Here is a 22,626-nt window from a genome sequence, read left to right as displayed (position 1 = left end):
ATGGCGGCCGGGCTGCATATCGGCCTGATCGGCGGCATCGGCCCGGCGGCGACCATCGTCTACTACCAGCGGCTTTGCGACGCGATGCGCGCGCGCGGCGCGCCGCTGGAGCTGACGGTGGTGCAGGCCGACATCCATGCGCTGATCGAGAACAACCTCGCAGACCGGCGCGAGGCGCAGGCTGAAATCTATACTGGGCTGATCGATAGGCTGAAGGCCGCGGGTGCCGATTGCGCCGCGATCACCTCGCTCGGCGGCCATTTCTGCTATGCCGAGACCCTAGCGCGGGCGTCGCTGCCGCTGGTCTCGGGCGTCGAGCCGCTCGACGCCCATTTCGCCGCGAAAGGCCTGTCGCGGGTCGGGCTTCTGGGCACGCGCGTGGTGATGCGCAGCCGCCTCTACGGCCAACTGGCACGCACCGAGGCCGTGGCGCTCGACGACGAGATCGAGACCCTCGGCCAGCTCTATCAGGATCTGGCGGTGGCGGGGCGGTGCGACGCCACGACCCGTACCGCGCTGATAGAAGCGGGGCGCCGGATGGTCGAGGAGTTGGGAGCCGAGGCGATCGTGCTGGCCGGCACCGACCTGAACCTCGTCTTCGACGGTCAGGACCCCGGCTACCCGGTGATCGACGCGCTCGACGTCCACGTGGCGCGGCTCGCCGATCTGGCCAGCGGCGCGGCCCCGCTCGACGTCCAGGCCCCCTGACCCGCGGCGCGCGCCGCGCTATGCTCTCCCACGGGGGCCGGACCCCGGCCCTTGTCGCCCCGCAACTCAGGTGAAATACCTCTGCCCATGAGCCCGACGTCAGACAACCCCGCCGATCCGTTCAAGAAGGCCCTGACCGAGGCCACCAAGGTCATGGCCGACGACCGCGAGCTCACCATCAGTTTTTCAGTCGATCCGCCCGGCCTGACTCATGACAGCGTGCGGCTGCCGCAGGTCAGCCGCCGGATGACCAAGGACGAGGTGCTGCTCGCGCGCGGAACCGCCGACGCGCTGGCGCTGCGCCACCGCTACCACGACGCGGGCGTCAACGCGCGCTACCAGCCGCAATCGGGGATCGCCCGCGATCTCTACGACGCGATGGAAGGCGCGCGGGTCGAAGCCGTGGGCGCAAAGAACATGCCCGGCACGGCGGGCAACATCGACGCCAAGATCGGCGCCGAGGCGCGGCGCAAGGGTTACGACCAGATCCGCGACAAGGCCGATGCGCCGCTCGCCGTCGCCGCCGGTTACCTGATCCGTCACCTCGCTACGGGCCGCGACCTGCCGCAAGGCGCTGACAACGTCATGGATCTGTGGCGCGGCTTCATCGAGGAGATGGGCGGCGACCGGCTGGAAGGGCTGACCGAAGCACTGCACGACCAGAAGAGCTTCGCCCGCTTCGCGCGCGATCTGATCCGCGATCTCGGCTATGGCGACCAGCTTGGCGACGACCCGGACATGGAAGATCCCGACCAGGAGGACGAGGCCTCCGAGGAGGAGGACGACCAGGAGCCGGATTCGACCGGCGAGGATGAAGACCAGGACGAGGAGGACGAGACCTCTCCCGAGCAGTCTCAGGACCAGCAGCAGGACCAGTCCCAGGCGCAGGTTTCGATGGAGGACCAGGCCGAGGCCGAAGAGGCCGAGGAACAGGAAATGCCCGAGGGCGAGGCGCCGCAGGACCCGCCGCCGCCCGCCCATTCCGACGCTGATCCGAATTATACCGTGTTCGAGACCAAGCATGACGAGGAAATCGGCGCCGAGGAACTGGCCGAGGCGGCCGAGCTGGAGCGGCTGCGAGCCTATCTCGACCAGCAGCTCGACCCGCTGAAGGGTGCCGTGTCGCGGCTCGCGAACAAGCTGCAGCGCCGCCTGCAGGCGCAGCAGAACCGGTCATGGGAATTCGACCGAGAAGAGGGCATCCTCGACGCGGGCAGGCTGGCCCGCGTCGTCGCCAACCCTACCACGCCGCTCTCGTTCAAGGTCGAGAAGGACACCGAGTTCCGCGATACCGTGGTGACGCTCCTGATCGACAACTCCGGCTCGATGCGCGGGCGGCCGATCTCGATCGCCGCGATCTGCGCCGACGTGCTGGCCCGCACGCTGGAGCGCTGCTCGGTCAAGGTCGAGATCCTCGGCTTCACCACCCGCGCCTGGAAGGGCGGGCAGAGCCGCGAGGACTGGCTCGCCGCCGGGCGCCCGCCCCTGCCCGGTCGCCTCAACGACCTGCGCCACATCATATACAAGCGCGCCGACGCGCCGTGGCGGCGCACCCGCGACAATCTCGGGCTGATGATGAAGGAGGGGCTCCTGAAGGAGAACATCGACGGCGAGGCGCTGGAATGGGCGCATCGCCGGCTGCTGGCGCGGCGCGAGGCGCGCAAGGTGCTGATGGTGATCTCCGATGGCGCGCCGGTCGATGACAGCACTCTGTCGGTGAACCCTGCCAACTATCTCGAAAAGCACCTGCGCGACGTGATCGCCATGGTCGAAAAGCGCAAGGCGGTGGAACTCACCGCCATCGGCATCGGCCACGACGTGACGCGCTATTACGACCGCGCGGTGACGATCACCGACGTGGACCAGCTCGCCGGGGCGATGACCGAACAGCTCGCCTCGCTCTTCGACGCCGATCCGCGCAAGCGGGCCCGCGTCCTCGGAATGAACAGGGTCGCCTGATGTACCAGAACTTCGTCACCACCGCCCGCCCCGAACAGGGGCCGCCGCGTCTCGCCGCGCTGCGCGAGCGCATGAAGGCCGTTGCGCTCGATGGTTGGATCGTGCCGCGCGGCGACACATGGCGCGGCGAGAACGTCCGTGCCCGCGACGAGCGCCTCGCCTGGCTTACCGGTTTCACCGGTTCGGCGGGCTTCGCGGCGATCCTCGACCACAAGGCGGGGGTCTTCATCGACGGCCGCTACAAGATCCAGATCAAGAGCCAGGTCGCGCCCGAGTTCACGCCCGTCGACTGGCCCGCCACCAAGCTCGCCGACTGGCTGATCGCCGAGCTGCCCGAGGGCGGCACCGTGGGTTACGACGCCTGGCTGCACACGCCCGAGGAAATCCGCGAGCTGCACGGCAAGCTGCACCCGAGGGGCATCGGCCTCAAGCCCTGCGACAACCTCGTCGACGCGATCTGGGAGGACCGCCCGGCCCCGCCGCCCGCGCCCTTCATCGCCTGGCCCGAGGAGTTCGCCGGCAAGAGCCATGCCGAGAAGCGCGCCGAGATCGCCGCAGCCCTGCGCGAGGCTGGTCAACGCTGCGCCGTGCTTACCCTGCCCGACTCGATCGCATGGCTTCTGAACATCCGCGGTGACGACGTGCCTTGCACGCCGGTGCCGCTCAGCTTCGCGATCATAGACGATACCGGTCGGTGCGAGCTGTTCTGTCCGAATGGCAAGGCCGACAACCTACGCGATCATCTCGGCGCAGAGGTCGACCTGCTCGACATCGATGCCTTCCTCGGCGCGCTAGGCCAGCTTTCGGGCCCCGTACGCCTCGATCCGAAATCCGCGCCTGCGATCATCGAGACCACGCTCAAGGGCTGGGAGACCGAGATCGCCGAAGCCGAGGATCCCTGCATCCTGCCCAAGGCCCGCAAGAACGCGGCCGAGATCGAGGGCGCGCGGCAGGCGCATCTGCGCGACGGCGCCGCTGTCTGCCGTTTCCTGCACTGGCTCGACACAGAGGCCTCGCGCCTGGCGCAGGAGCCGGATCACAAACTGACCGAAATCGGCGTCGTCACCGCGCTCGAGGGTTTCCGCCGCGAGACGAACGAGCTGCGCGGTATCAGCTTCGAGACCATCGCGGGTGCGGGCGAGCATGGCGCGATCACCCATTACCGCGTCACCGAGGACACCGACCGCGAAGTGCGCCCAGGCGAGCTGCTATTGGTGGATTCAGGCGGCCAGTATCTCGACGGCACCACCGACATCACCCGCACCATCGCAATCGGCACCCCGCCCATGGATGCCGCCGAATGCTACACTCGCGTGCTGCAGGGCATGATCGCGCTGAGCCGGGCACGGTTCCCCAAGGGCCTCGTTGGGCGCGATCTCGATGCGCTGGCCCGCTTTCCGCTCTGGACCGCCGGTCTCGACTACGATCACGGCACAGGGCACGGCGTTGGTGCCTTCCTGTCGGTGCATGAGGGGCCGCAGCGGATCTCCAAGGGGTCCGAGACCCCGCTGGAGCCGGGGATGATCCTGTCGAACGAGCCGGGCTATTACCGCGAAGGTGCCTTCGGCATCCGCATCGAGAACCTGATCGTCACCCGCGAGGCCCCGGCCCTGCCCGGCGCCGACGACCGCGAGATGTATGATTTCGAGACGCTGACCTTCGTGCCGCTCGAGCGGCGGCTGATCGTCGCGGGCATGCTTTCTCCCACCGAGCGGGACTGGATCGACGCCTACCACGCGGCTACATTCCACGCGATAGCCCCGCGCCTCGATGGCGCGGCGCGGGACTGGCTCGAGGCCGCCTGCGCGCCGCTCTGACCGGCGGGACGTTTACAGGGAGCAAGACGACATGAGCGATCACATCACGATTCGCCCCGCCGAGGGCACCTGGGTGGTGCGCGCCGGTGGCGCCGTGCTCGGCGAGAGCAGCCGGGCGCTGGAACTGGTCGAGGGCGACTACCCGCCGGTGATCTATTTCCCGCGCGAGGATATCGCGATGGCCTTTCTCGAACCGTCGAAGACCCGCTCGCACTGCCCGTGGAAGGGTGACGCGCATTATTACACCATCATCGCCAAGAGCGGCGCGATCGAGGATGCGGTCTGGTCCTACGAGGACCCCAAGGAAGGCATGGAGCAGATCAAGGACTGCCTCGCCTTCTACAAGAACAAGGTCGCGGTCGAGCAGGTCTGATCCCGATCGATGCGGCGGTCAGGAATGCTCCTCGGCCGCCAGCCGTGTTAGCGCGCGGTTGACCGCGCGCAGCCCGTCCACCTGAAACAGCGCACCCCAGAGCTCCGGCGTCTCATCGCCGGGGCAGAAGCGGACCACCGGCACGAAGGGCCGCTGCACCGTCTCGAACAGCGGCATCGCCTGTTCCAGCGTCGCCCCCGATTGCACGAAGACCCCTTCCGCGATCATTTCCCGGCAGGCCTCCTCGGGGGCGGCGCGCGGCGCGCCGGTGGCCCGCATCACCGTCTCGACCCGGATCGTGCCGAGGAGCCAGGCCTGCGGCCCGGCAGCCAAGTGCACCCCCCGCCGCGCCAACTGCGTCAGGAAGAACGAGCGCTGCACCAGTCGCGAGGCCAGCGCCGATGACAGCGACACCGCCACCATCACCGCGAGCCCAGTCTGCCAGTCGCCTGTCAACTCGAACACGATCAGCGTGGTCGAGATCGGTGCGCCCAGCACGGCGGCCGCTACAGCCCCCATCCCTGCTAGCGCATAGAGCGTACCCTCGCCCGAGAAGTCCGGCGCGATGGCAGTGGCGACTGTGCCGAAGGCGAGCCCGGTAAGTGCGCCGATCATCAGCGAGGGCGAAAATATACCGCCACCCATGCGCCCGGCCATGGTGACTGCCACCGCGGCCACCTTGACCACCACGAAGATCACCGCGAGGTCGAAGGCGATGTTGCCCTGCAGCGCTGCCGAGGTGGTCTCGTAGCCCACGCCGATGATGTGCGGGAAGAAAATCGCGATGACGCCGAGGATCAGTCCCGTGGCCGCAGGCCGAAGCCAGCGCGGCAGCGCGATGCGTGCCTGCACCCGGTTCGCCACGTCGTCGGCCCAGAAGATGGACCGCATCAGCACCACGGCGACGAGACCACATAGAAGCCCCAGTAGCAGGAAGGCGGGCAGTTCCACGTAGAAGGCCAGCGCGTTCTTGTCGGGCAGCGTGAACTCCGTCACGTCGCCCCAGACCAAGCGTCCCAGAACCGTGCCGGCGACGCTGGCGATGGCGATGGGCGCGAAGGCGTGGACCGCGAAATGCCGCAACACCACTTCGAGCGCGAAGAGCGCGCCCGCGATCGGCGCGTTGAAGCTGGCCGAGACGGCGGCCGCCACGGCGCAGCCCAGTAGATCGCGACCGGTGATCCCGTCGGCGCGGATCCAGCTTGAAACATATGTGGCCAGAACCGAAGCGAGGTGCACCACCGGCCCCTCGCGCCCCGTCGAACCGCCGGTGGACAGCGTGATCATCGATGCCAAGGCGGAAATAAGCCCGCGCTTGCGTTCCACCCGCCCCTCGCGCAGCGCCGCGCCCTCGATCACCTCGGCCACGGAACGCACCCGCGCATCCTCGGTGAACCGGTCGAGCAGCAGCCCGACGACCAGGCCGCCCGCCACCGGTAGGCATAGCAGCCAATACCAAGGCAGCGAGGCCGCGAAGCTGTGCAGCATCGCCACGTCGTCGGTGCCGTAAAGCGTGGCCTGCAGCCATTCGATCCCGGCGCGAAAGCCGATCGCGGCGATCCCGGCAGCGCTGCCAAGCGCCAGAGCGATGAACCAGAACTGCACCTGACTCGGCCCATGGCTGCGGATCAGCGCCCAACCGTCGCTCCAGACCCGCGCCAGTCGTCCCAGCACCCCCGGCCCGTCTTCTCGCTGCTCGACGCCGCTCATCGCATCCTGCTGCCAGCCATCCACATGCGCCTCTGCTTCTAGAGGGAATCCTCGTCCGATTGAAGCTGCGCGGGCGATGCTCGCCCCCTGCCTCGCCATATCGGGCACCAGAGGGTACACTCGGTCTCAACTACGGATGAGGGAGGCAAGCATGCCGGAACAGGCACGACGGCATCTCGCGGTCTTGCCGACACCGGACGAGGCCGAGTCGCTGATCGACCTCATTTACGATGCCGCGATCGATCCCGACCGGCTCGGCACCCTGATCGACAACTGGGAACCGGTGATGGCCCCGCTGCGGCAGGCCATCCATGATGGCGATCTTCGGGGGCTGCAGCCTTTCGATCGGCACGCCGTCCGGCTACGGCGGCTGATCGACCAGCATTCCGGCTCGGCCACCTCCCCCGCGCTTGCCGGTATCGAGCGCGCCGCCGCCTTCGTGATCGGGTCGGACATGCTCCTGACGTCGGCCAATGCCGCCGCCGCGCGCGTGCTTGGCGCTGTCGTGGGCGAAGGTCTGGAGCGCCTGAAGCTCGAGCCCGCGGAGCGCGAACGGCTGAGGACACGCATCCATGGCATCATCGCCGGGACCGAAGACACGACGGCAATTCTGCGCGGCCATGGGCCCGAGGGCGAGCGGGGGATCCTGCTGGCGTTGCGACTCCTGCCGGGCAGTTCCGAGCCGCGCGTCCTCGTCATCACCTCGGAGCTCGACTGGCCCGCCGATCTGCCGGACATGCTGCGGGACGCCTTCGGCCTGACCCCGGCGGAGACGGACGTGCTGCGCGAACTGAGCCAGGGCGCGGCACTGCCCGACATCGCCATCGCGCGGGGCCGCAGCGTCGAGACCGTTCGCGCGCAGCTCAAATCGATCATGGGCAAGACCGAGATCCGCAGCCAAGCGGAGCTTGTGCGGCTGACGCTGTCGATGCTGCAAATGATACCGGTCAATCCGAACTCGACCCCGCTGCGCTTCGCGGAGACGGACCAGGCTGTCCAGCCCCGGCGGATGCGGCTTTCGGATGGGCGGCGTCTCGACTACCTGATTTTGGGCGACCCGGGCGGGCGTCCCTGCCTGTTCCTCGCTCCGCTGCTTGGCCCGACACGCTGGCCCGCCGCGGCGGAAAGCACGGCGGCGCGTCAGGGGCTTTGCGTGATCGTACCGCTTCGGGCCGGACAGGGTGAGACCGACCCGCCGCCGCCTTATGCCGACCCGGTGCGGCAGTTCGTCCACGACGTCGCGGCCTTGCTCGAACATCTCGTCCGCGAGCCGGTGCCGGTTCTCACCATGGGCGATGAAAGCCTGATCGCCATGGCGCTGCACCGGGCGCATCCGCGTCGCAGCGGTGCGCTGATCGCCTGCGGCGGCACGCTGCCGCTATCCTCGCCGGAACAATTCACCCCCATGCACAAATGGCACCGCGCCATGCTGGGGGCGGCGCGCTACACGCCGCATCTGCTACCGGTCCTGCTCGAGGCGGCCGCGGTACGGCTGCGGCGCGGTGAGGGACGGCAGATCCTGCGCGAAGTCTATGCCGAGAGTTCGGCCGATCTCGCGCTTGTCGAAGATCACGAGATCGCGGCACTGCTGCTCGCGCCGCGGGGAGGGTCTACCGTGGCGTTGGCCCAGGAAATGACGCGTCGATCCGCCATGGACTGGCGGCCTTCGCTGGCCTCGCTGCGGGATCTGCCGGTGCATTTCCTGTCCGGATTGCAAGATCCCCAAGTGCCGCCAGAGATCTTGGCACAATTTCAGCGCGACCATCCTTGGATCGAATTTCGCGCCTACGACGATGCGGGCCAGCTTCTGTTCCTCTCCAAGTGGCCGGATGCGCTTGATCTTCTGAACCTATACGCATGAGCATGGCTTTCCGGACCACCATACCCCAAATAGGGTATGACGTATGGTTGTCCCACGCGGTACCAATGGGACATTGACCAGAGATATTCGCCGCAATTCACGATCGCGGTACGTAGCTTGGGCCGATGGCGGAGGTGAGTGGCCGCTTGAGGCAAGATCAATTTAGAACCCGACCGGCCGGGCAATGCCGAACTTTGGCGGTGTGATGTTCGGGGAACCAACCTTGTCCAACATGCCGCCTTTTTCTTTTCGAATGCCTACCAACCCCGAGTACCACGAGCGGCAGCATCTCTGCCTCTCGCCAGCAGGACTCAGGCCGCGTCCGCATCCTCAAGCAGAACACGCGCCGCGCCGCGCGCGGCTTCGGTGACGGTATCGCCTGCCAGCATCCTCGCGATTTCGTCGATGCGATCGGTTTCGCCCAGCGGCACGACGCGCGAGGTGGTGATCTCGCCCGTGGGTCCGGCGCTCACAGACTTTTCGACCCGCCAGTGATGCGCCCCCAGCGCCGCCACTTGCGGAGAATGGGTTACCACCAGCACCTGCGCGCCATCGGCCAGACGCGCGAGTCGCCTGCCCACCGCGTTTGCGGTAGCACCGCCGAGACCGCGGTCGATTTCGTCGAAGATCAACGTCTTGCCGGCATTGTCCCCGGTCAGGCAGACCTTCAGCGCCAGCAAAAAGCGTGACAGCTCGCCGCCTGATGCGATGCGCGACAACGGCCCGGCAGGCGCTCCGGGATTGGTGGCGACGCGGAAACTCACATCATCGCGCCCCTCGGGGCCTGGTTCGGCCGGGGCGATGTCGACTTCGAACACGGCCCGATCGAGCTTGAGCGGCGCCAGTTCCGCCGCCATCGCGCTCGACAGCCGCGTGCCGGCCTCCGAACGGAGCGAAGTCAGAGCCCGCGCCGCCGCGTCATAGGCCGCATCGGCCGCTCGAACGGCCGCTTCCAGCTCGGCCATGTCACCTTCGGAAGCATCGAGCGCCCGCAGGCGGCCGCGCAACCCGTCGGCGAACTCGGCCAGCTCGTCCACCATGACGTCGTGCTTGCGCGCGAGACCACGCAGAGCGAAGAGTCGCTCTTCGGCCGCTTCGAGCGCGCGGGGATCGACCTCCATCGCGTCGAGCGCGTCGCGCACCCCGGTTTCGGCCTCTCCGAGCGCGTCGAGCGCGCGCGCGAGCGCCTCCATCACCGGATCCAGACGGCCCTCGGCGGCCTCGACCGCGCCGTCGAGCCAGCGCATCGCATCGGCGACCAGCCCCTCGGCGCCCTCGCCAGAGATCACCTGATGCGCCCGGGCAATGTCGCCGCGCACCCGCTCGGCGCCCTGCATCCGTCGACGGGTCGAGTCGAGCTCGGCCTCCTCGCCGGGCTGAGGGTCGAGCGCGTCGAGCTCGGCGACCGCGTGGCGGAGATACTCTTCCTCGGCCTTGAGCGCGGCGATCTGCTCCTGCGCGGCGGCCAGCGTCTTGCGCGCTGCGCGACGCGCGGCCCAGGCGGCCCGGGTTTCGGCGATGGCCGGACCCGCCTGTGCAAACTCGTCCAGCATCAGCCTGTGACCGCGCGGATCGAGCAGACCGCGATCGTCATGCTGGCCATGCAGTTCCAGAAGTTCGTCGGAGAGCGCGCGCAATACCTCGCCCGAGACGCGACGATCGTTGACCCAGGCGGTCTTGCGGCCGCCTTCGGTGTTGACCCGCCGCAGGATCAGCTCGCCCTCCGCCTCGATCCCCGCCTCGGCCAAGACCCGGCGCGCCGGATGGTCCGACGCCAGTTCGAACACCGCCGTCACCTCGCCCTGCGCCGCCCCGGCGCGCACCAGCTCGGCACGACCGCGCCAGCCCAAGACGAAGCCCAGCGAATCCAGAAGGATCGACTTGCCCGCCCCGGTCTCGCCGGTCAGCACGTTGAGACCGGGCTGAAACTCAAGCTCCAGCCGGTCGATGATCAGCATGTCCCGAATGTCGAGCGCGCGCAGCATGGTCTTAACCCCCCGAGCGGAACGTCAGCACGCGCAAATCAGATCCACTCGCCGCGCACCAGCTGGCGGTAGATCGCGGCCAGCCAGTTGTCGCCCGCCGCTTCCGGCCTGAGACCGCGCCCGGTGAGCAGCGCGTAGCTGTCCTGATACCAGTCGGTGCCACGGTAGTTGTAGCCCAGAATCGCGCCGGCGGTCTGCGCCTCCTCGAGAAGGCCCAGCGAGAGATAGGATTCGACCAACCGGTGCAGCGCCTCGGCGGTGTGGGTCGTGGTTTGGAAGTCCTCGACCACCACCCGGAAACGACGGGCCGCGGCGGCATAATGGTTGCGCTTGAGATAGTAACGCCCGATTTCCATTTCCTTGGCCGCGAGGTGATCGAAGGCAAGATCGAACTTGAGCTTGGCCTCGGCGGCATAGCTGCTGTCGGGATACTGCTCGATCACCGCGCGCAGCGCCTGCAGTGCCTGAAAGGTCAGGCCCTGATCGCGGCCGATATCGTCGATCTGGTCGTAGTAGCTCAGCGCCAGCAGGTACTGCGCATAGGCCGCGTCCTCGCTGGTCGGATAGAAATCGAGATAGCGCTGCGCGCTGGCCCGGCTCTCGTCGTAGGCGCGGTCCTTGTGATGCGCGAAGGCCTGCATGATCAGGCCGCGCTTGGCCCATTCCGAATAAGGGTAGAGGCGCTCGATCTCGCCGAAATAGAAAGCGGCGTCTTCGGACTGGCCGCCTTCGAGGCTGCCCTCGCCTTTCTGGTAGATCTCGACCGCACTCATCTGTTCGAGCTCGCCGGAGGCCAGACGGTTGGTGGTGTTGCCGCAAGCCGAAAGTAGCCCCAAGGCCAAAATCAGGCCCAAGCTGGCCCGTGTTCCGCTGCCTGCCATCCGCGCGTCCTGCATCCTGTCGGTCATCTGCCCATCCCGGGGTCGGCGCCCCGTTCACGCCCCGTTTCGGGGCCGCTCGGCCTTGGGTCTAGCATGAAAAAATCGGGGGCAAAATGGCTTTTCCCTCGACCGCTTGGCGACCGCCTTCGTCAGGCAACGGCGGCGAGATCCGCCGACTTGATCCGGCTGCCCGGCAACTGGTCGGCAAGCGCCGCATCGCAGGTAACGAGACGCCAGGCATCGGGCTGCGCGAAGAGCGCCCGCAGCAGCCGGTTGGTCATCGCATGGCCGGCACGCCGCCCTTCGTACACGCCCAGGATCGGCAGCCCGGCCGTGGTCAGGTCACCCAGCGCATCGAGCATTTTGTGGCGCACCGCCTCGTCGGCATGGCGCAGCCCGCCCGGGCTCAGCACCTCGGCGCCATCGACCACGACGGCGTTGTCGAAGGTGCCACCCAAGGCCAGCCCCTGCGCCTGCATCGCCTCGACATCGGAAAGCCGACAGAAGGTCCGGCTGTCGCAGAGCTCGCGCAGGAAGGCCCCATTGGCCATGTCGAGCACCCGGTTCTGACGGCCGATCGCTGCATCCGGAAAGTCGATCTCGAAATCGATGCGCAACCCGCGCGGCTCATAAGGCGTCTGCGGCCGCAGCCGCGCCACGGCGGCACCATGCACCGCTTCGACCGGCGCGAGGATCTCGATGGCGTGGAGCGGCGCATCGAGCCTCGTCAGACCAGCGCCAAAGATGGCGCGCGCGAAACCGGCGGCGCTGCCGTCGAGGATCGGCACTTCGGGCCCGTCGATCTCGACGAGAACGTTGTGCACGCCGCAGCCCGCCAGGGCCGCCATCAAATGTTCGATGGTAGAGACGGAGACTCCGGCCTCGTTGACGATGCGGGTGTTGAGCGGTGAGATCTCGACGAGGTCCCAGCGGGCCGGGACCCGTGCGTCGATGCCGACCACGTCCATCCGGCGAAAGACGATGCCATGTCCGGCAGGTGCGGGGCGCAGGCACAGCCGGACCGGTCGCCCCGAATGGAGCCCGATGCCGGTAAACCCGACCTGCGTGATCAGCGTAGTCTGCACGTCTCTCTGCCCGGATCCGTTTCGGATTTCGTTACCCAAGTGACCTAAGAGCTTCATGCATCAGTCACAATTCACTCTTTGCGACAGCGTGAAACATGTGACCGGGGACACGCATCGGCAGAAATTCGGTACAGGAAAACAAAGGGCCGCCCAGAGGGCGGCCCTTTTCGCACAGCAGTTGTGCGGAGCGGTCAGTTGGCCTGACGACGCAGGAAAGCCGGAATCTCGATGCGTTCCTGCTCGGGATCGGTCTCGCCATCATCCGACCAGTTCGGTGCCTGGCGCGGGCCGGTGGGCTGCTGCGGCGCCGGGCGCTGGGCCTGCGGCTGCTGGCGCGGCTGGCTCGCGGGCTGACCGGAAGGCTGCTCGCCATGGCCGGTCATCCGGTTGATTAGCGAGTTGATCCCGAAACGCGGCTGCTGGCGGTCGGCCTCGGCGCCACGTGCCGGGGCGGCGGGGCTGCGCGGCTCGGCGCGCGGCATTTCCTGCCGCTCGGACTGCTGCGGGCGCGGCTGGTTCTGAGCCGCGGCGCGCAGCCGGGCCATGTCACCGGCCGAGCTGCCACCCGAGCGCGGCGCGGGCGCCACGAAGCTCTCGGGTGCGGCTTCTGCCTGCGGCGCCTCGCGGCGCGGCTCATAGGCGGGAGGCGGCAGGTCGTCGTCGCGCTGCGGCTGGTAGCGCGCCTCTTCGCGCGGTGCCGGACGGCGCGTGTCGAAGCCCTCGGCGTAATCCTCTTCCTCGAAGCTTTGCTCAGGCTCACGGCGGGACTGCGGCTGCGCCTCGCGGCGCGGCGCGGCGGCCTGAGCGCGCGGCGCGGGCTGCTGCGGCGCCTCGCGGCGCGGCGGCACCGGGGCGGCGGGCGCCTCGTCCTCGGCCGAAACGCGCTCGCGCAGCGGCTCGCTCATCTTGCGACGCGGCACCGGCACTTCCTCGGGCTTGGCCAGCGCATCGATGCCGGTGGCCACGACCGAGACACGCATCCGGCCTTCCATGCCGGTATCGAGCGTCGAGCCAACGATGATGTTGGCCTCGGGATCGACCTTTTCGCGGATCTTGTTCGCCGCCTCGTCGAGTTCGAACAGGGTGAGGTCGTAGCCGCCGGTGATGTTGATCAGCACGCCGCGCGCGCCCTCGAGGCTGATCTCGTCCAAGAGCGGGTTCGCTATCGCCTTCTCGGCCGCCTGCACGGCGCGATCCTCGCCATCGGCCTCGCCGGTGCCCATCATCGCCTTGCCCATCTCGTCCATCACCGCGCGCACGTCGGCGAAGTCGAGGTTGATCAGGCCCGGACGCACCATCAGGTCGGTCACGCCCTTGACGCCTTGGTAGAGAACGTCATCGGCGAGCGCGAAGGCCTCGGTGAAGGTGGTGTTCTCATTGGCGAGCCGGAACAGGTTCTGGTTCGGAATGATGATCAGCGTGTCGACCACCTTCTGCAGCGCCTCGACGCCGGCCTCGGCCTGCTTCATGCGCTTGCCGCCCTCGAACTGGAACGGCTTGGTGACGACGCCGACGGTCAGCACGCCGAGCTCGCGCGCGGCCTGGGCGATGATCGGCGCGGCACCGGTGCCGGTGCCACCACCCATGCCGGCGGTGATGAAGCACATGTGGGCCCCGGCGAGGTGATCGACGATCTCTTCGATCGATTCCTCGGCTGCGGCGGCACCGACGGTCGCGCGGGCGCCGGCGCCAAGGCCTTCGGTGACCTTCACGCCCATCTGGATCTTGGCCGTGGCGCGCGACTGCTGAAGCGCCTGCGCATCGGTGTTGGCGACCACGAACTCGACACCGTCGAGTTCCTTCTCGATCATGTTGTTGACCGCGTTGCCACCAGCGCCGCCCACGCCGAAGACGGTGATCCGGGGCTTGAGATCTTCCTGCCCCGGCAGAGAGAGGTTGAGTGCCATCGCTGTCTGCCTGTCCTGAATCTGGCCCGTCCCGCCGGGCGTATCTGCCATTATCTGGCCAAACTATCCGCGCGCGTCCGCATCGTCACGGGGAAACTCGGGCATTCCTACTTATTTTCTGCCGTTTCCGCAGCGTCGATTCTCGGTGGTCGGCGACATCTCGCGTATTACCAGTTGTCCTTGAACCACTTGAAGGCCCGCTTCAGCGACCGCGCCGGGTGCTTTTCGGCGGGCACGTCGAAATCCCACCATTCGTCCTGCGGGTGCGCGGCGAAGAGGCACAGCCCGACCGAGCCCGCGAAGGCCGGCCCCGTGGCGGCCTGAGGCAGCCCCTGCACCCTGAGCGGGCGGCCGAGCCGGACCTGCTGACCGAGGATGCGAGTCGCCAGCCCGTCGAGGCCGGGGATCTGGCTGCCGCCGCCGGTGAGCACGATCTGCTGGCTGGGCAGATGCTCGAAACCGGCCGCGTCGAGTCGCTGGCGCACCTCCTCGAGGATCTCCTCGACCCGCGGCCGCATGATGCCGATCAGTTCGGCCCGGCTGACGGTGCGGCGGTCATGTTCCCAATCGCCGGTATCGCCGCCGATCTCGATCATCTCGCGGTCATCCATGCCGGTGGCGACGACGCCCCCATAGAAGGTCTTGATCCGCTCGGCGGTGGCCATCGGCACCTGCAGGCCCATCGAGATGTCCGAGGTGACGTGATCGCCGCCCATGCGCACCGAATCCGCGTAGATCATGTGCTTGCGGATGAACACCGAGATGCCGGTCGAGCCGCCGCCCAGATCGATGCAGGCCGCGCCCAGTTCCTGCTCGTCCTCGACCAGGCTGGAGATGCCCGAGACATAGGCCGATGAGGCCAGCCCCGCGACTTCGAGATCGCAGCGCTTGATGCAGTAGAGCAAGTTCTCGATCGCGGTGGCGTCGACCGTGAGCAGGTGCATGTCGGTGGTCAGCCGCTGGCCGATCTGGCCGCGCGGATCGGCGAGACCCGAGCGGTGGTCGAGCGCGAAGTTGACCGGCTGCGCGTGCAGCACCTCGCGGCCATCGCCGTAATCGGGCAGCTCGCAGGCCGCCAGCACACGGCCGATATCGCCGTCGGTGACCTGCCCGGCCTCCACCTCGACCTCGCCATCGAGCCCGTAGCTGCGCGGCCGCGCGCCGGACAGCGTGGCGATGACGTGATCGACCCGGACCCCGGCCATCTTCTGCGCCGCCTGCACCGCGGTGCGGATCGCGCGCTCGGTCTCGGCCATCGCCGCGACCTCACCGAAGGAGACGCCTCGCGAGCGGGTGGTGGCGGCGCCGATGATGCGGAAATTGGACTGCCCGGCCATCGAGCCCACGCCCTCGAGCGCCGGAGCATCGCCGTCGAATCGCAGCACCAGGCAGGCAATCTTAGAGGTGCCGACGTCGAGAATGGCGATCACGCCACGCTGCATCGCCGCCTTGCGCATGTGGCGCATAGCCCGCTGGGTCTGGTAGAGCTGCCCCATCTGTTCGTCCCCGCTCCGTTTTCTAGTTGTTCTCGCTGACGCGGCGGAGCCGCACCAGAGCCTGCTCGGTCAGCCTTATGGTCGGCCGATCCTCGTTCCGCACATCCACGGCCGCGATGTCGCGCGCCAGCATTTCCTCGGCCCCGTCGAGCGCCATCACCCGCTCCAGCGCCTGCACCGGGTTCTCGGCCGGCAGCAAGATCCGCTGGTCGCGATCGAGGACCAGGTCCCAGCGCCGTTCGCCCATCCGCACAAGCCCCCGGATGCGCGGCGCGACCGGCGCGGCGGCGGCGAAGAGCGCCAGCGCCTCGTCGATTTTCTCGCGCGCGCCGTCGCCCGCGATCAGCGGCAGGTCAGCCCGGTCGGAGCGCTGCGCGATCATGCCGGTCATCACGCCCTCGGCATCGACCAGCCGCAGCCCGTCGACATAGCGCCAGACCGCGACCGGCACCCGCTGCGTCACCGCGATTTCCAATGTGCCGCCGGGACGGACCCGCACCGTGGCGTCGGCCACCGCCGTCAGTTCACGAATCCGGGTACGGATCTCGGGGAGGTCGAGATCGAACGAGGAAACTGGCATCGTCTCGGGCAGGAAAGCCCGGATCGCGGCGGCGAGCGCCGGCTCTGCCCCCTCGGTCTCGACCGCCCCGACCATGAATTCGGGGCGCTGCTGGATCGTCGCCTTGAGCCGGTCGATCTGTTTTGCAAAGGTGGCCCGGTTGTCCTCCTGGCCGAACCAGATGCCACCGACCAGAGCGACGAACAGGACCGGCAGGCCGAAGCGCACACCGATCCGGAAGGTCGGCGTCAGCATCAGCCGCTGGTAGCGGTAGCCCCAGCGCGTCGGCGCCGGATCGCGGCGGTTGCCGTATTGCGGCTCGCGCCGGAACAGCGACTTCAGCGATCGCACGAGGCATCCTCCACCAGCCAGCGGCACAGGTCCGGAAAGGAGATCCCGGTCCTCGCCGCCTGCTCGGGCGCGAGCGAGGTGGGCGTCATGCCGGGCTGGGTGTTGGTCTCGAGCAGCACCAGACCGTCGAGCCCGCGCGCCTCGTCCCAGCGGAAATCGGTACGCGACAGGCCACGGCAGCCCAGCGCCCGATGCGCCCGAAGCGCATAATCGAGGCAGGCCTCGAAGATCTCGGCCGGGATGTCGGCGGGCACGACATGGTGCGAGCCGCCGGTCTTGTACTTGGCGTCGTAATCGTACCAGCCGCTCGTGACGATGTCCGTTACTGTGAGCGCCCGGTCCCCCATCACCGTCGTCGTCAGCTCGCGCCCCGGCAGGTAGCTCTCGACCATCACCGTCTCGGGCATGTCATCGGAAAGCTGCGGCGGCGCGTTCGCGCCCTCGGCCACGATGTAGACGCCGACGCTGGAGCCTTCGTTGTTGGGCTTGATCACGTAGGGCAGCGGCAGCAGATGCGTCGCCATCGCCTCGGCCTTCGAGGCCAGACGGCTTTCGGCCACGGGCAGGCCGGCGGCGCGGAAGGCGGCCTTGGATGCCTCCTTGTCCATGGCGAGCGCCGAGGCCAGCACTCCGGAATGGGTATAGGGGATGCGCAGCCATTCCAGCAGGCCCTGAACGCATCCATCCTCGCCGCGGCGGCCGTGCAGCGCGTTGAAGACGACGTCGGGCGCATGGGATTGGAGTTGCGACGGCAGGTCGGGGCCGGCATCGACCTCGACGACCTCGTATCCCGCCTGCCGCAAGGCCGCCGCGCATTCGCGCCCGGATGACAAGGAGACCTCGCGCTCGGCCGAGGGTCCGCCCATCAACACGACGACCTTGGGATGTGTCCCGCTCGACATTCCCAGACTGCCCCATTCGCGCGCCGCTGAACGACGCGTCATTGTTATAACCCATTCCGGGCCTTCCCCGCTTTGCGGGGACCGAATTATTCGCTTGTCACGCGGACGGCTGCCCGACCCGCATGATTTCCCACTCTAGCGTCAGGCCGGAATGCTCGTAAACCCTTTTCCGGACCTTCTCGCCCAGAGCTTCGAGCTCGGCCGCCGTGGCCTCGCCGGCATTGGTGAGGAAATTCGGGTGCTTTTCGTTCATCACCGCGCCGCCGAGCCGTGCCCCGCGCAGCCCGGCCTCGTCGATCACCTTCCAGGCCTTCAGCTCGTGGCTGTCATCAGCGCGCCCCGTGGAGGAAAACCCGGCCGGATTGCGGAAGGTCGAGCCCGCGGTCCTGTCCTTGGTGGGCTGGCTGGCGTCGCGCTTCGCGATCTGCTCCTCCATCCGCGCCTCGAGCGCAGCCGCCTCGCCGGGGCCTGCGTCGAAAACGGCCTCGACGATCACCGCCCCCTCCGGCAAGGAACTGGAGCGATAGCCCAGCTCAAGCGCTTCTGCAGGCAGCACCTCGGTCCGGCCGTCGCGGTGGATCACGCTCACCTCGCGCAGCACATCGGCGACATAGGCCCCGTAACAGCCCGCATTCATCCGCACCGCGCCGCCGATGGCGCCCGGGATGGTGCGCAGGAAGGTCAGGTCGCGCCCCGCCTGCGCCGCCTTGCGCGCGACATGCGAATCGAGCGCGGCCGCGCCGGCCGTGACGCTGCCGTCATCGCCGATCTCGATGCCGTTGAAGCCGCGACCGAGCCGGATCACCACGCCCCGCACCCCGCCATCGCGCACGATCAGGTTCGAGCCGACCCCCATCGGGAAGACCGGCACCGAAGGGTCGAGATCACGCAGGAAATCGGCGAGATCCTCGCGATCGGCGGGCTGGAACAGCCAGTCGGCCGGACCGCCGACCCGCAGCCATGTCAGATCGGAGAGTGGCCGGTTCGGCGTCAGCCGGCCGCGCACCTGCGGCAGAGGATCGGAAAGATCGGTCATCATGCTCCTCCCAGTCGACGCAGCCGCCGCCCGGCGGCCCTCAGGGGCCAGCGCAGCACCGAGGCGCCGCCAGCCATCAGCATCACGCCCAGGACCGGGCCCAGCGCGAAGGTGACCCAGCCCAGAAGCGGCACGCCGATCACCACCAGCACGCTGGCACATTTACGGTGATTGTCGCGCGGCAGCATGGCCGCCATATTGGCCGCAATTAGCCAGAGGCAGGCGGCCGCCAGCGGCAGGGCCTGCACTGCGCTCATCCGTCCTGTCCCAGCCTTGCGGGCAGTGCGCCGGCCCAGGCGCTGATCGTGCCGGCGCCGAGACAGACCACGATGTCGCCCGGCCGCGCCTGCTCGCGCACAAGTCGCGCGAGATCTTCCTCGGAGGTGACGGCGCGGGCATGGCGATGGCCGTGGCGGATCAGCCCGGCGACGAGGTCGTCGCGCCCCGCCCCCTCGATCGGCTCTTCACCAGCAGCATAGATGTCGGAGATGCCGACCACGTCGGCATCGTTGAAGCAGGTGCAGAAATCATCGAAGAGCGAGGACAGGCGGGTGTAGCGATGCGGCTGGTGCACCGCGATCACCCGCCCCTCGCTCGCCTGACGCGCGGCCCGCAGCACCGCGGCGATCTCGACCGGGTGGTGGCCGTAATCGTCGATGATCGCCACGCCGTTCCATTCGCCCACCTTGGTGAAGCGGCGATTGACGCCGCCGAAAGCCGCTAGCGCCGCGCGGATTTCATCGCGCTTCATGCCCAGATGCCGTGCCACCGCGACAGCGGCCAGCGCGTTCGAGACGTTGTGGTCCCCCGGCATCGGCAGGCTGCAGCCCTCGATCACCGCGTCCTCGGCCCGCAGCACGATGTCGAAATGCGCTACGCCAGCCTTGTATGTCAGGTTCGCGGCCCGCACATCGGCCTGCGCGTTGAAACCGAAGGTAACGACCCGGCGATCAGTGATCTTGCCGACCAGCGCCTGCACTTCAGGATGATCGGTGCAGCACACCGCGAGGCCGTAAAAGGGGATGTTCGAGACGAAGTCGAGGAAGCCCTTCCTGAGCCCCTCGATCGAACCCCAGTGATCCATGTGCTCGGGGTCGATATTGGTGACGATGGCGATGGTCGCGGGCAGCCGGTTGAAGGTGCCGTCGCTCTCGTCAGCCTCGACCACCATCCATTCGCCCTGCCCCATCCGGGCGTTCGAGCCATAGGCATGGATGATGCCGCCATTGATGACCGTGGGGTCGAAATGCCCGGCGTCGAGCAGCGTCGCCACCATGGTGGTGGTGGTGGTCTTGCCATGGGTGCCGCCGACAGCGACGTTCGAGCGCAGCCGCATCAGTTCGGCCAGCATCTCGGCGCGGCGCACCACCGGCAGGCCCCGCCGGCGCGCCTCGTCGAGTTCGGGATTGCCCGGCTTGATGGCGGAGGAGATCACCACCACCTCGGCGCCATCGAGGTTCTCCCCCGACTGACCGATGAAGATGCGGGCGCCCAGCCCTTCGAGACGCTCGGTGATCTTCGAGCCCTTCAGGTCCGAGCCCTGGATCGTGTAGCCTTGGTTGAGCAGCACCTCGGCGATGCCGGACATGCCGATCCCGCCGATGCCCACGAAGTGAATCGGACCGACATCGAGCGGCAGTTTCGTGGCGGCGTTCATCGGTTGCGTCCCGTCCATCAAGAATCTTTCCCCTTCTCTGCGTCCACGAGGCGCTCCACAACCCCCGCAAGGCGCTCCGCCGCGTCCGGTACGCCTGCGTCGCGCGCCGCATGGGCCATGCGCATCGCGCCGTCGCTGTCACCGAGCACCAAGGCGATCTTCTCGCTCAGCGCCTCGACGTGGAATTTCTTCTCGGGGAACATGATCGCCGCGCCGGCTTCGACAAGGCCCCGCGCGTTCGCGGTCTGGTGGTCGGCGGCGGCGGAGGCAAAGGGAACGAGGATCGCCGGCCGGCCGATCACGCTCAGATCGGCCACCGTCGACGCGCCGGAGCGGCAGATCACTAGCTGGGCCTCGCTCATCCGGGTCGGCACGTCCGCAAAAAAGGTCTGAACGTCGGCGTCGATGCCCTCGTCGGAATAGTAGGTCGAGACGCGTTGCACGTCCTCTTCGCGGGCCTGATGGCTGACGCGGACCCGGCGGCGCAGCTCTGCTGGCAGGTTGGCGATTGCCGGCGGCACCACGTCCGACAGGATCCGCGCGCCTTGGCTGCCGCCGATCACCAGCACCGACATCGGGTAATCGCCCGGCGGGATATAGGCCGCGCCGACGCGGTCGAGCACGGCGCGTCGTACCGGGTTGCCGGTGTGGACCGCCTCGACACCCGGGGGCAGCTCGGTGGGCCACGTCCCGCATGCCACCGCATGGACACGCCGTGCGAAGAGCGCGTTCACCCGTCCCAGCACGCCATTCTGCTCGTGGATCATCCTCGGCAGCTTGAGCAGTGTTGCCGCGGCCAGCGCCGGGATCGACGGGTAGCCGCCGAACCCCACCACGGCGGCCGGCCGATCGCGCATCATCCGGCTCACCGCCGCGGCGACACCGGCCGTGATGCGAAAGGGCGCGATCGCCTTTGCCGAAAGTCCGCCCCGGGCGAAGGTGGCGGCGCCGACTTGCTCGATCTCGACCTCGCGCGGAAAGCCCTGCGTGTAGCGCGCGCCGCGCGCATCGGTGGAGAGCTTCACCCGCCAGCCACGGGTGAGCATCAGCTCGGCCAGCGCCTGGGCGGGGAACATGTGTCCGCCGGTGCCGCCGGCGGCGATCACGAGGAGCGGCGCCGACATCAGCGGCCCCGCCGCAGCAGGATGTCGCCAATGCCGCCCTGCGGACGGGTGCGGGTAAAGGCCAGAAGCATGCCCAGCGCGATGCCCGACGCGATCACCGAGGAGCCGCCATAGCTCACGAAGGGAAGCGTCATGCCCTTGGCGGGCAGCAGCCGCACCGCGACGCCCATGTTGATCATCGCCTGCACGCCGAAGGCGCAGGCGAGGCCGGTGCCGGCGAGCCGGATGAAGGTGTCGCGTTCCTTCATCAGCCGCAGCAGCGAGCGCACCACCACCGTGGCATAGAGCGCGATGATCACCAGAACGCAGATCAGGCCGTATTCCTCGGCCGCCACCGCAATGATGAAATCGGTATGCGCATCGGGCAGCGACCATTTCACCTGCCCCTCACCAACGCCGACACCGAAGAAGCCGCCCTCGCGGATCGCGTTGGTGGCGTAGCCCAGCTGGGTATTGGGATCGACTTCGGCGGCAAGGAAGCCGTCGATGCGGCGCGCGAAGTGTTCGGAGTTGCTATAGGCCAGCGTGCCGCCGGCGACGACGGCGCCAGCAAGGCCGAGAAGCAGCACCATCGGTGCGCCGCCCACGAAATACATCACGCCCCAAGAGAACAGCACCAGCGCCGCCTGACCGAAATCGGGCTGCAGTGCGAGGAACATCACGATGGTGAAGGCAAGCGCAAAGGACCACATCCGCCCCGGAGGGCCGGAGGGCTCCATCCCCGCGGCCATGAACCAGGCCGCCACCACCACGAAGCCGGGCTTGAGGAACTCGGAGGGCTGCACGGAGGCAAAGCCGAAGGAGAACCAGCGCACGGCGCCCTTGCCGAAATCGGTGCCGAAGAACGGCAGCAGCATCAGCGCGACGAAGGCGCCCGCGAATCCCAGCACCGCGAGACGGCGCACCATCTGCGGGGTCATCATCGAGATGCCCATCATCACCGCGAGTGAGACGATGCCGAAGAAGGCCTGGCGGCTGACGTAATAGAACGGGTCGAGACCGTTGCGCGAGGCCAGCGGCGGCGAGGCCGCGAGGCCCAGCAGGATGCCGATCGCAAACAGCAACAGGATGCAGGACATGGTCCAGACATCGATGGTGCGCCACCAGCGCGGGAGTATCGGATCGACGGTCCTGACCGGGACCGCCCCATGCACCATTTCGGTCATGAACCTGCTGCCTGATTGCCTCTGCCCTGCCCGCTTGTGCGGGTCTGCG

18 protein-coding genes are annotated in these 22,626 nt (G+C 68.1%); 5 read left to right on the top strand and 13 right to left on the bottom strand.

Going from position 1 to position 22,626, the window contains the following annotated elements; all coding sequences use genetic code 11:
- The 4 genes from LOS8367_RS01860 to LOS8367_RS01845 all read left to right on the top strand — a co-directional run bounded on the left by LOS8367_RS01860 (position 1) and on the right by LOS8367_RS01845 (position 4,857).
- The gene (locus LOS8367_RS01860) at positions 1 to 708 is read left to right on the top strand and encodes an aspartate/glutamate racemase family protein (RefSeq protein ID WP_242665480.1); all 708 of its coding nucleotides are present in this window, start codon (positions 1 to 3) and stop codon (positions 706 to 708) included.
- 87 nt (positions 709 to 795) lie between these two features.
- Entirely contained in the window at positions 796 to 2,667 is a 1,872-nt protein-coding gene (cobT, locus tag LOS8367_RS01855) for a cobaltochelatase subunit CobT (RefSeq protein WP_085894735.1), read from the top strand.
- On the top strand, positions 2,667 to 4,484 hold the full coding sequence (locus tag LOS8367_RS01850; RefSeq protein ID WP_085894734.1) for an aminopeptidase P family protein: 1,818 nt from the start codon (positions 2,667 to 2,669) through the stop codon (positions 4,482 to 4,484). Before cobT ends, LOS8367_RS01850 begins: the two co-directional genes overlap by 1 nt.
- Positions 4,485 to 4,515: 31 nt before the next feature.
- Positions 4,516 to 4,857, top strand: a complete 342-nt coding sequence (locus LOS8367_RS01845; RefSeq protein ID WP_085894733.1) for a DUF427 domain-containing protein — start codon at positions 4,516 to 4,518, stop codon at positions 4,855 to 4,857.
- 18 nt (positions 4,858 to 4,875) lie between these two features.
- Here LOS8367_RS01845 and LOS8367_RS01840 read toward each other — a convergent pair whose 3' ends face one another.
- The gene (locus LOS8367_RS01840) at positions 4,876 to 6,567 is read right to left on the bottom strand and encodes a chloride channel protein (protein WP_085894906.1); all 1,692 of its coding nucleotides are present in this window, start codon (positions 6,565 to 6,567) and stop codon (positions 4,876 to 4,878) included.
- Positions 6,568 to 6,718: 151 nt separating this feature from the next.
- Between LOS8367_RS01840 and LOS8367_RS01835 the strand changes: the two genes are divergently transcribed.
- Entirely contained in the window at positions 6,719 to 8,428 is a 1,710-nt protein-coding gene (locus LOS8367_RS01835) for a bifunctional helix-turn-helix transcriptional regulator/alpha/beta hydrolase (RefSeq protein ID WP_165761367.1), read from the top strand.
- 311 nt (positions 8,429 to 8,739) lie between these two features.
- Here the strand turns inward: LOS8367_RS01835 and recN are convergent, their stop codons facing one another.
- The 12 genes from recN to LOS8367_RS01775 all read right to left on the bottom strand — a co-directional run bounded on the left by recN (position 8,740) and on the right by LOS8367_RS01775 (position 22,577).
- The gene (gene recN, locus LOS8367_RS01830) at positions 8,740 to 10,413 is read right to left on the bottom strand and encodes a DNA repair protein RecN (protein ID WP_085894731.1); all 1,674 of its coding nucleotides are present in this window, start codon (positions 10,411 to 10,413) and stop codon (positions 8,740 to 8,742) included.
- A 38-nt stretch (positions 10,414 to 10,451) separates the two neighbouring features.
- Entirely contained in the window at positions 10,452 to 11,321 is an 870-nt protein-coding gene (locus tag LOS8367_RS01825) for an outer membrane protein assembly factor BamD (RefSeq protein ID WP_370161060.1), read from the bottom strand.
- Positions 11,322 to 11,443: 122 nt separating this feature from the next.
- Positions 11,444 to 12,379, bottom strand: a complete 936-nt coding sequence (gene lpxC / locus LOS8367_RS01820) for a UDP-3-O-acyl-N-acetylglucosamine deacetylase (protein WP_085894730.1) — start codon at positions 12,377 to 12,379, stop codon at positions 11,444 to 11,446.
- 191 nt (positions 12,380 to 12,570) lie between these two features.
- A complete protein-coding gene (gene ftsZ, locus LOS8367_RS01815) occupies positions 12,571 to 14,286 on the bottom strand; it encodes a cell division protein FtsZ (RefSeq protein ID WP_085894729.1) in 1,716 nt (571 codons plus the stop codon).
- A 167-nt stretch (positions 14,287 to 14,453) separates the two neighbouring features.
- On the bottom strand, positions 14,454 to 15,782 hold the full coding sequence (ftsA, locus tag LOS8367_RS01810) for a cell division protein FtsA (RefSeq protein WP_085894728.1): 1,329 nt from the start codon (positions 15,780 to 15,782) through the stop codon (positions 14,454 to 14,456).
- Positions 15,783 to 15,804: 22 nt separating this feature from the next.
- The gene (locus LOS8367_RS01805) at positions 15,805 to 16,692 is read right to left on the bottom strand and encodes a cell division protein FtsQ/DivIB (protein WP_085894727.1); all 888 of its coding nucleotides are present in this window, start codon (positions 16,690 to 16,692) and stop codon (positions 15,805 to 15,807) included.
- Positions 16,680 to 17,594 (bottom strand): D-alanine--D-alanine ligase, encoded by a 915-nt coding sequence (locus LOS8367_RS01800; protein WP_085894726.1) that lies wholly within the window; start codon positions 17,592 to 17,594, stop codon positions 16,680 to 16,682. The genes LOS8367_RS01805 and LOS8367_RS01800 overlap by 13 nt, the downstream gene beginning before the upstream one ends.
- 97 nt (positions 17,595 to 17,691) lie before the next feature.
- On the bottom strand, positions 17,692 to 18,630 hold the full coding sequence (gene murB / locus LOS8367_RS01795) for a UDP-N-acetylmuramate dehydrogenase (RefSeq protein ID WP_106535009.1): 939 nt from the start codon (positions 18,628 to 18,630) through the stop codon (positions 17,692 to 17,694).
- A complete protein-coding gene (locus LOS8367_RS01790; protein WP_085894724.1) occupies positions 18,630 to 18,887 on the bottom strand; it encodes a DUF2484 family protein in 258 nt (85 codons plus the stop codon). Before LOS8367_RS01790 ends, murB begins: the two co-directional genes overlap by 1 nt.
- Complete coding sequence (murC, locus tag LOS8367_RS01785) at positions 18,884 to 20,287, bottom strand: UDP-N-acetylmuramate--L-alanine ligase (RefSeq protein WP_085894904.1); 1,404 nt, start codon at positions 20,285 to 20,287, stop codon at positions 18,884 to 18,886. The genes LOS8367_RS01790 and murC overlap by 4 nt, the downstream gene beginning before the upstream one ends.
- Positions 20,288 to 20,304: 17 nt before the next feature.
- Positions 20,305 to 21,411 carry a UDP-N-acetylglucosamine--N-acetylmuramyl-(pentapeptide) pyrophosphoryl-undecaprenol N-acetylglucosamine transferase gene (locus LOS8367_RS01780; RefSeq protein ID WP_085894723.1) on the bottom strand — a complete coding sequence of 369 codons (1,107 nt, stop codon included), beginning with the start codon at positions 21,409 to 21,411 and terminating at the stop codon, positions 20,305 to 20,307.
- The gene (locus LOS8367_RS01775; RefSeq protein ID WP_085894722.1) at positions 21,411 to 22,577 is read right to left on the bottom strand and encodes a peptidoglycan glycosyltransferase FtsW; all 1,167 of its coding nucleotides are present in this window, start codon (positions 22,575 to 22,577) and stop codon (positions 21,411 to 21,413) included. Before LOS8367_RS01775 ends, LOS8367_RS01780 begins: the two co-directional genes overlap by 1 nt.
- Positions 22,578 to 22,626: the final 49 nt, after the last annotated feature.

Source organism: Limimaricola soesokkakensis, assembly GCF_900172345.1.
Lineage (GTDB): Bacteria > Pseudomonadota > Alphaproteobacteria > Rhodobacterales > Rhodobacteraceae > Limimaricola > Limimaricola soesokkakensis.
This window is presented reverse-complemented; position numbering and strand designations above follow the sequence as displayed.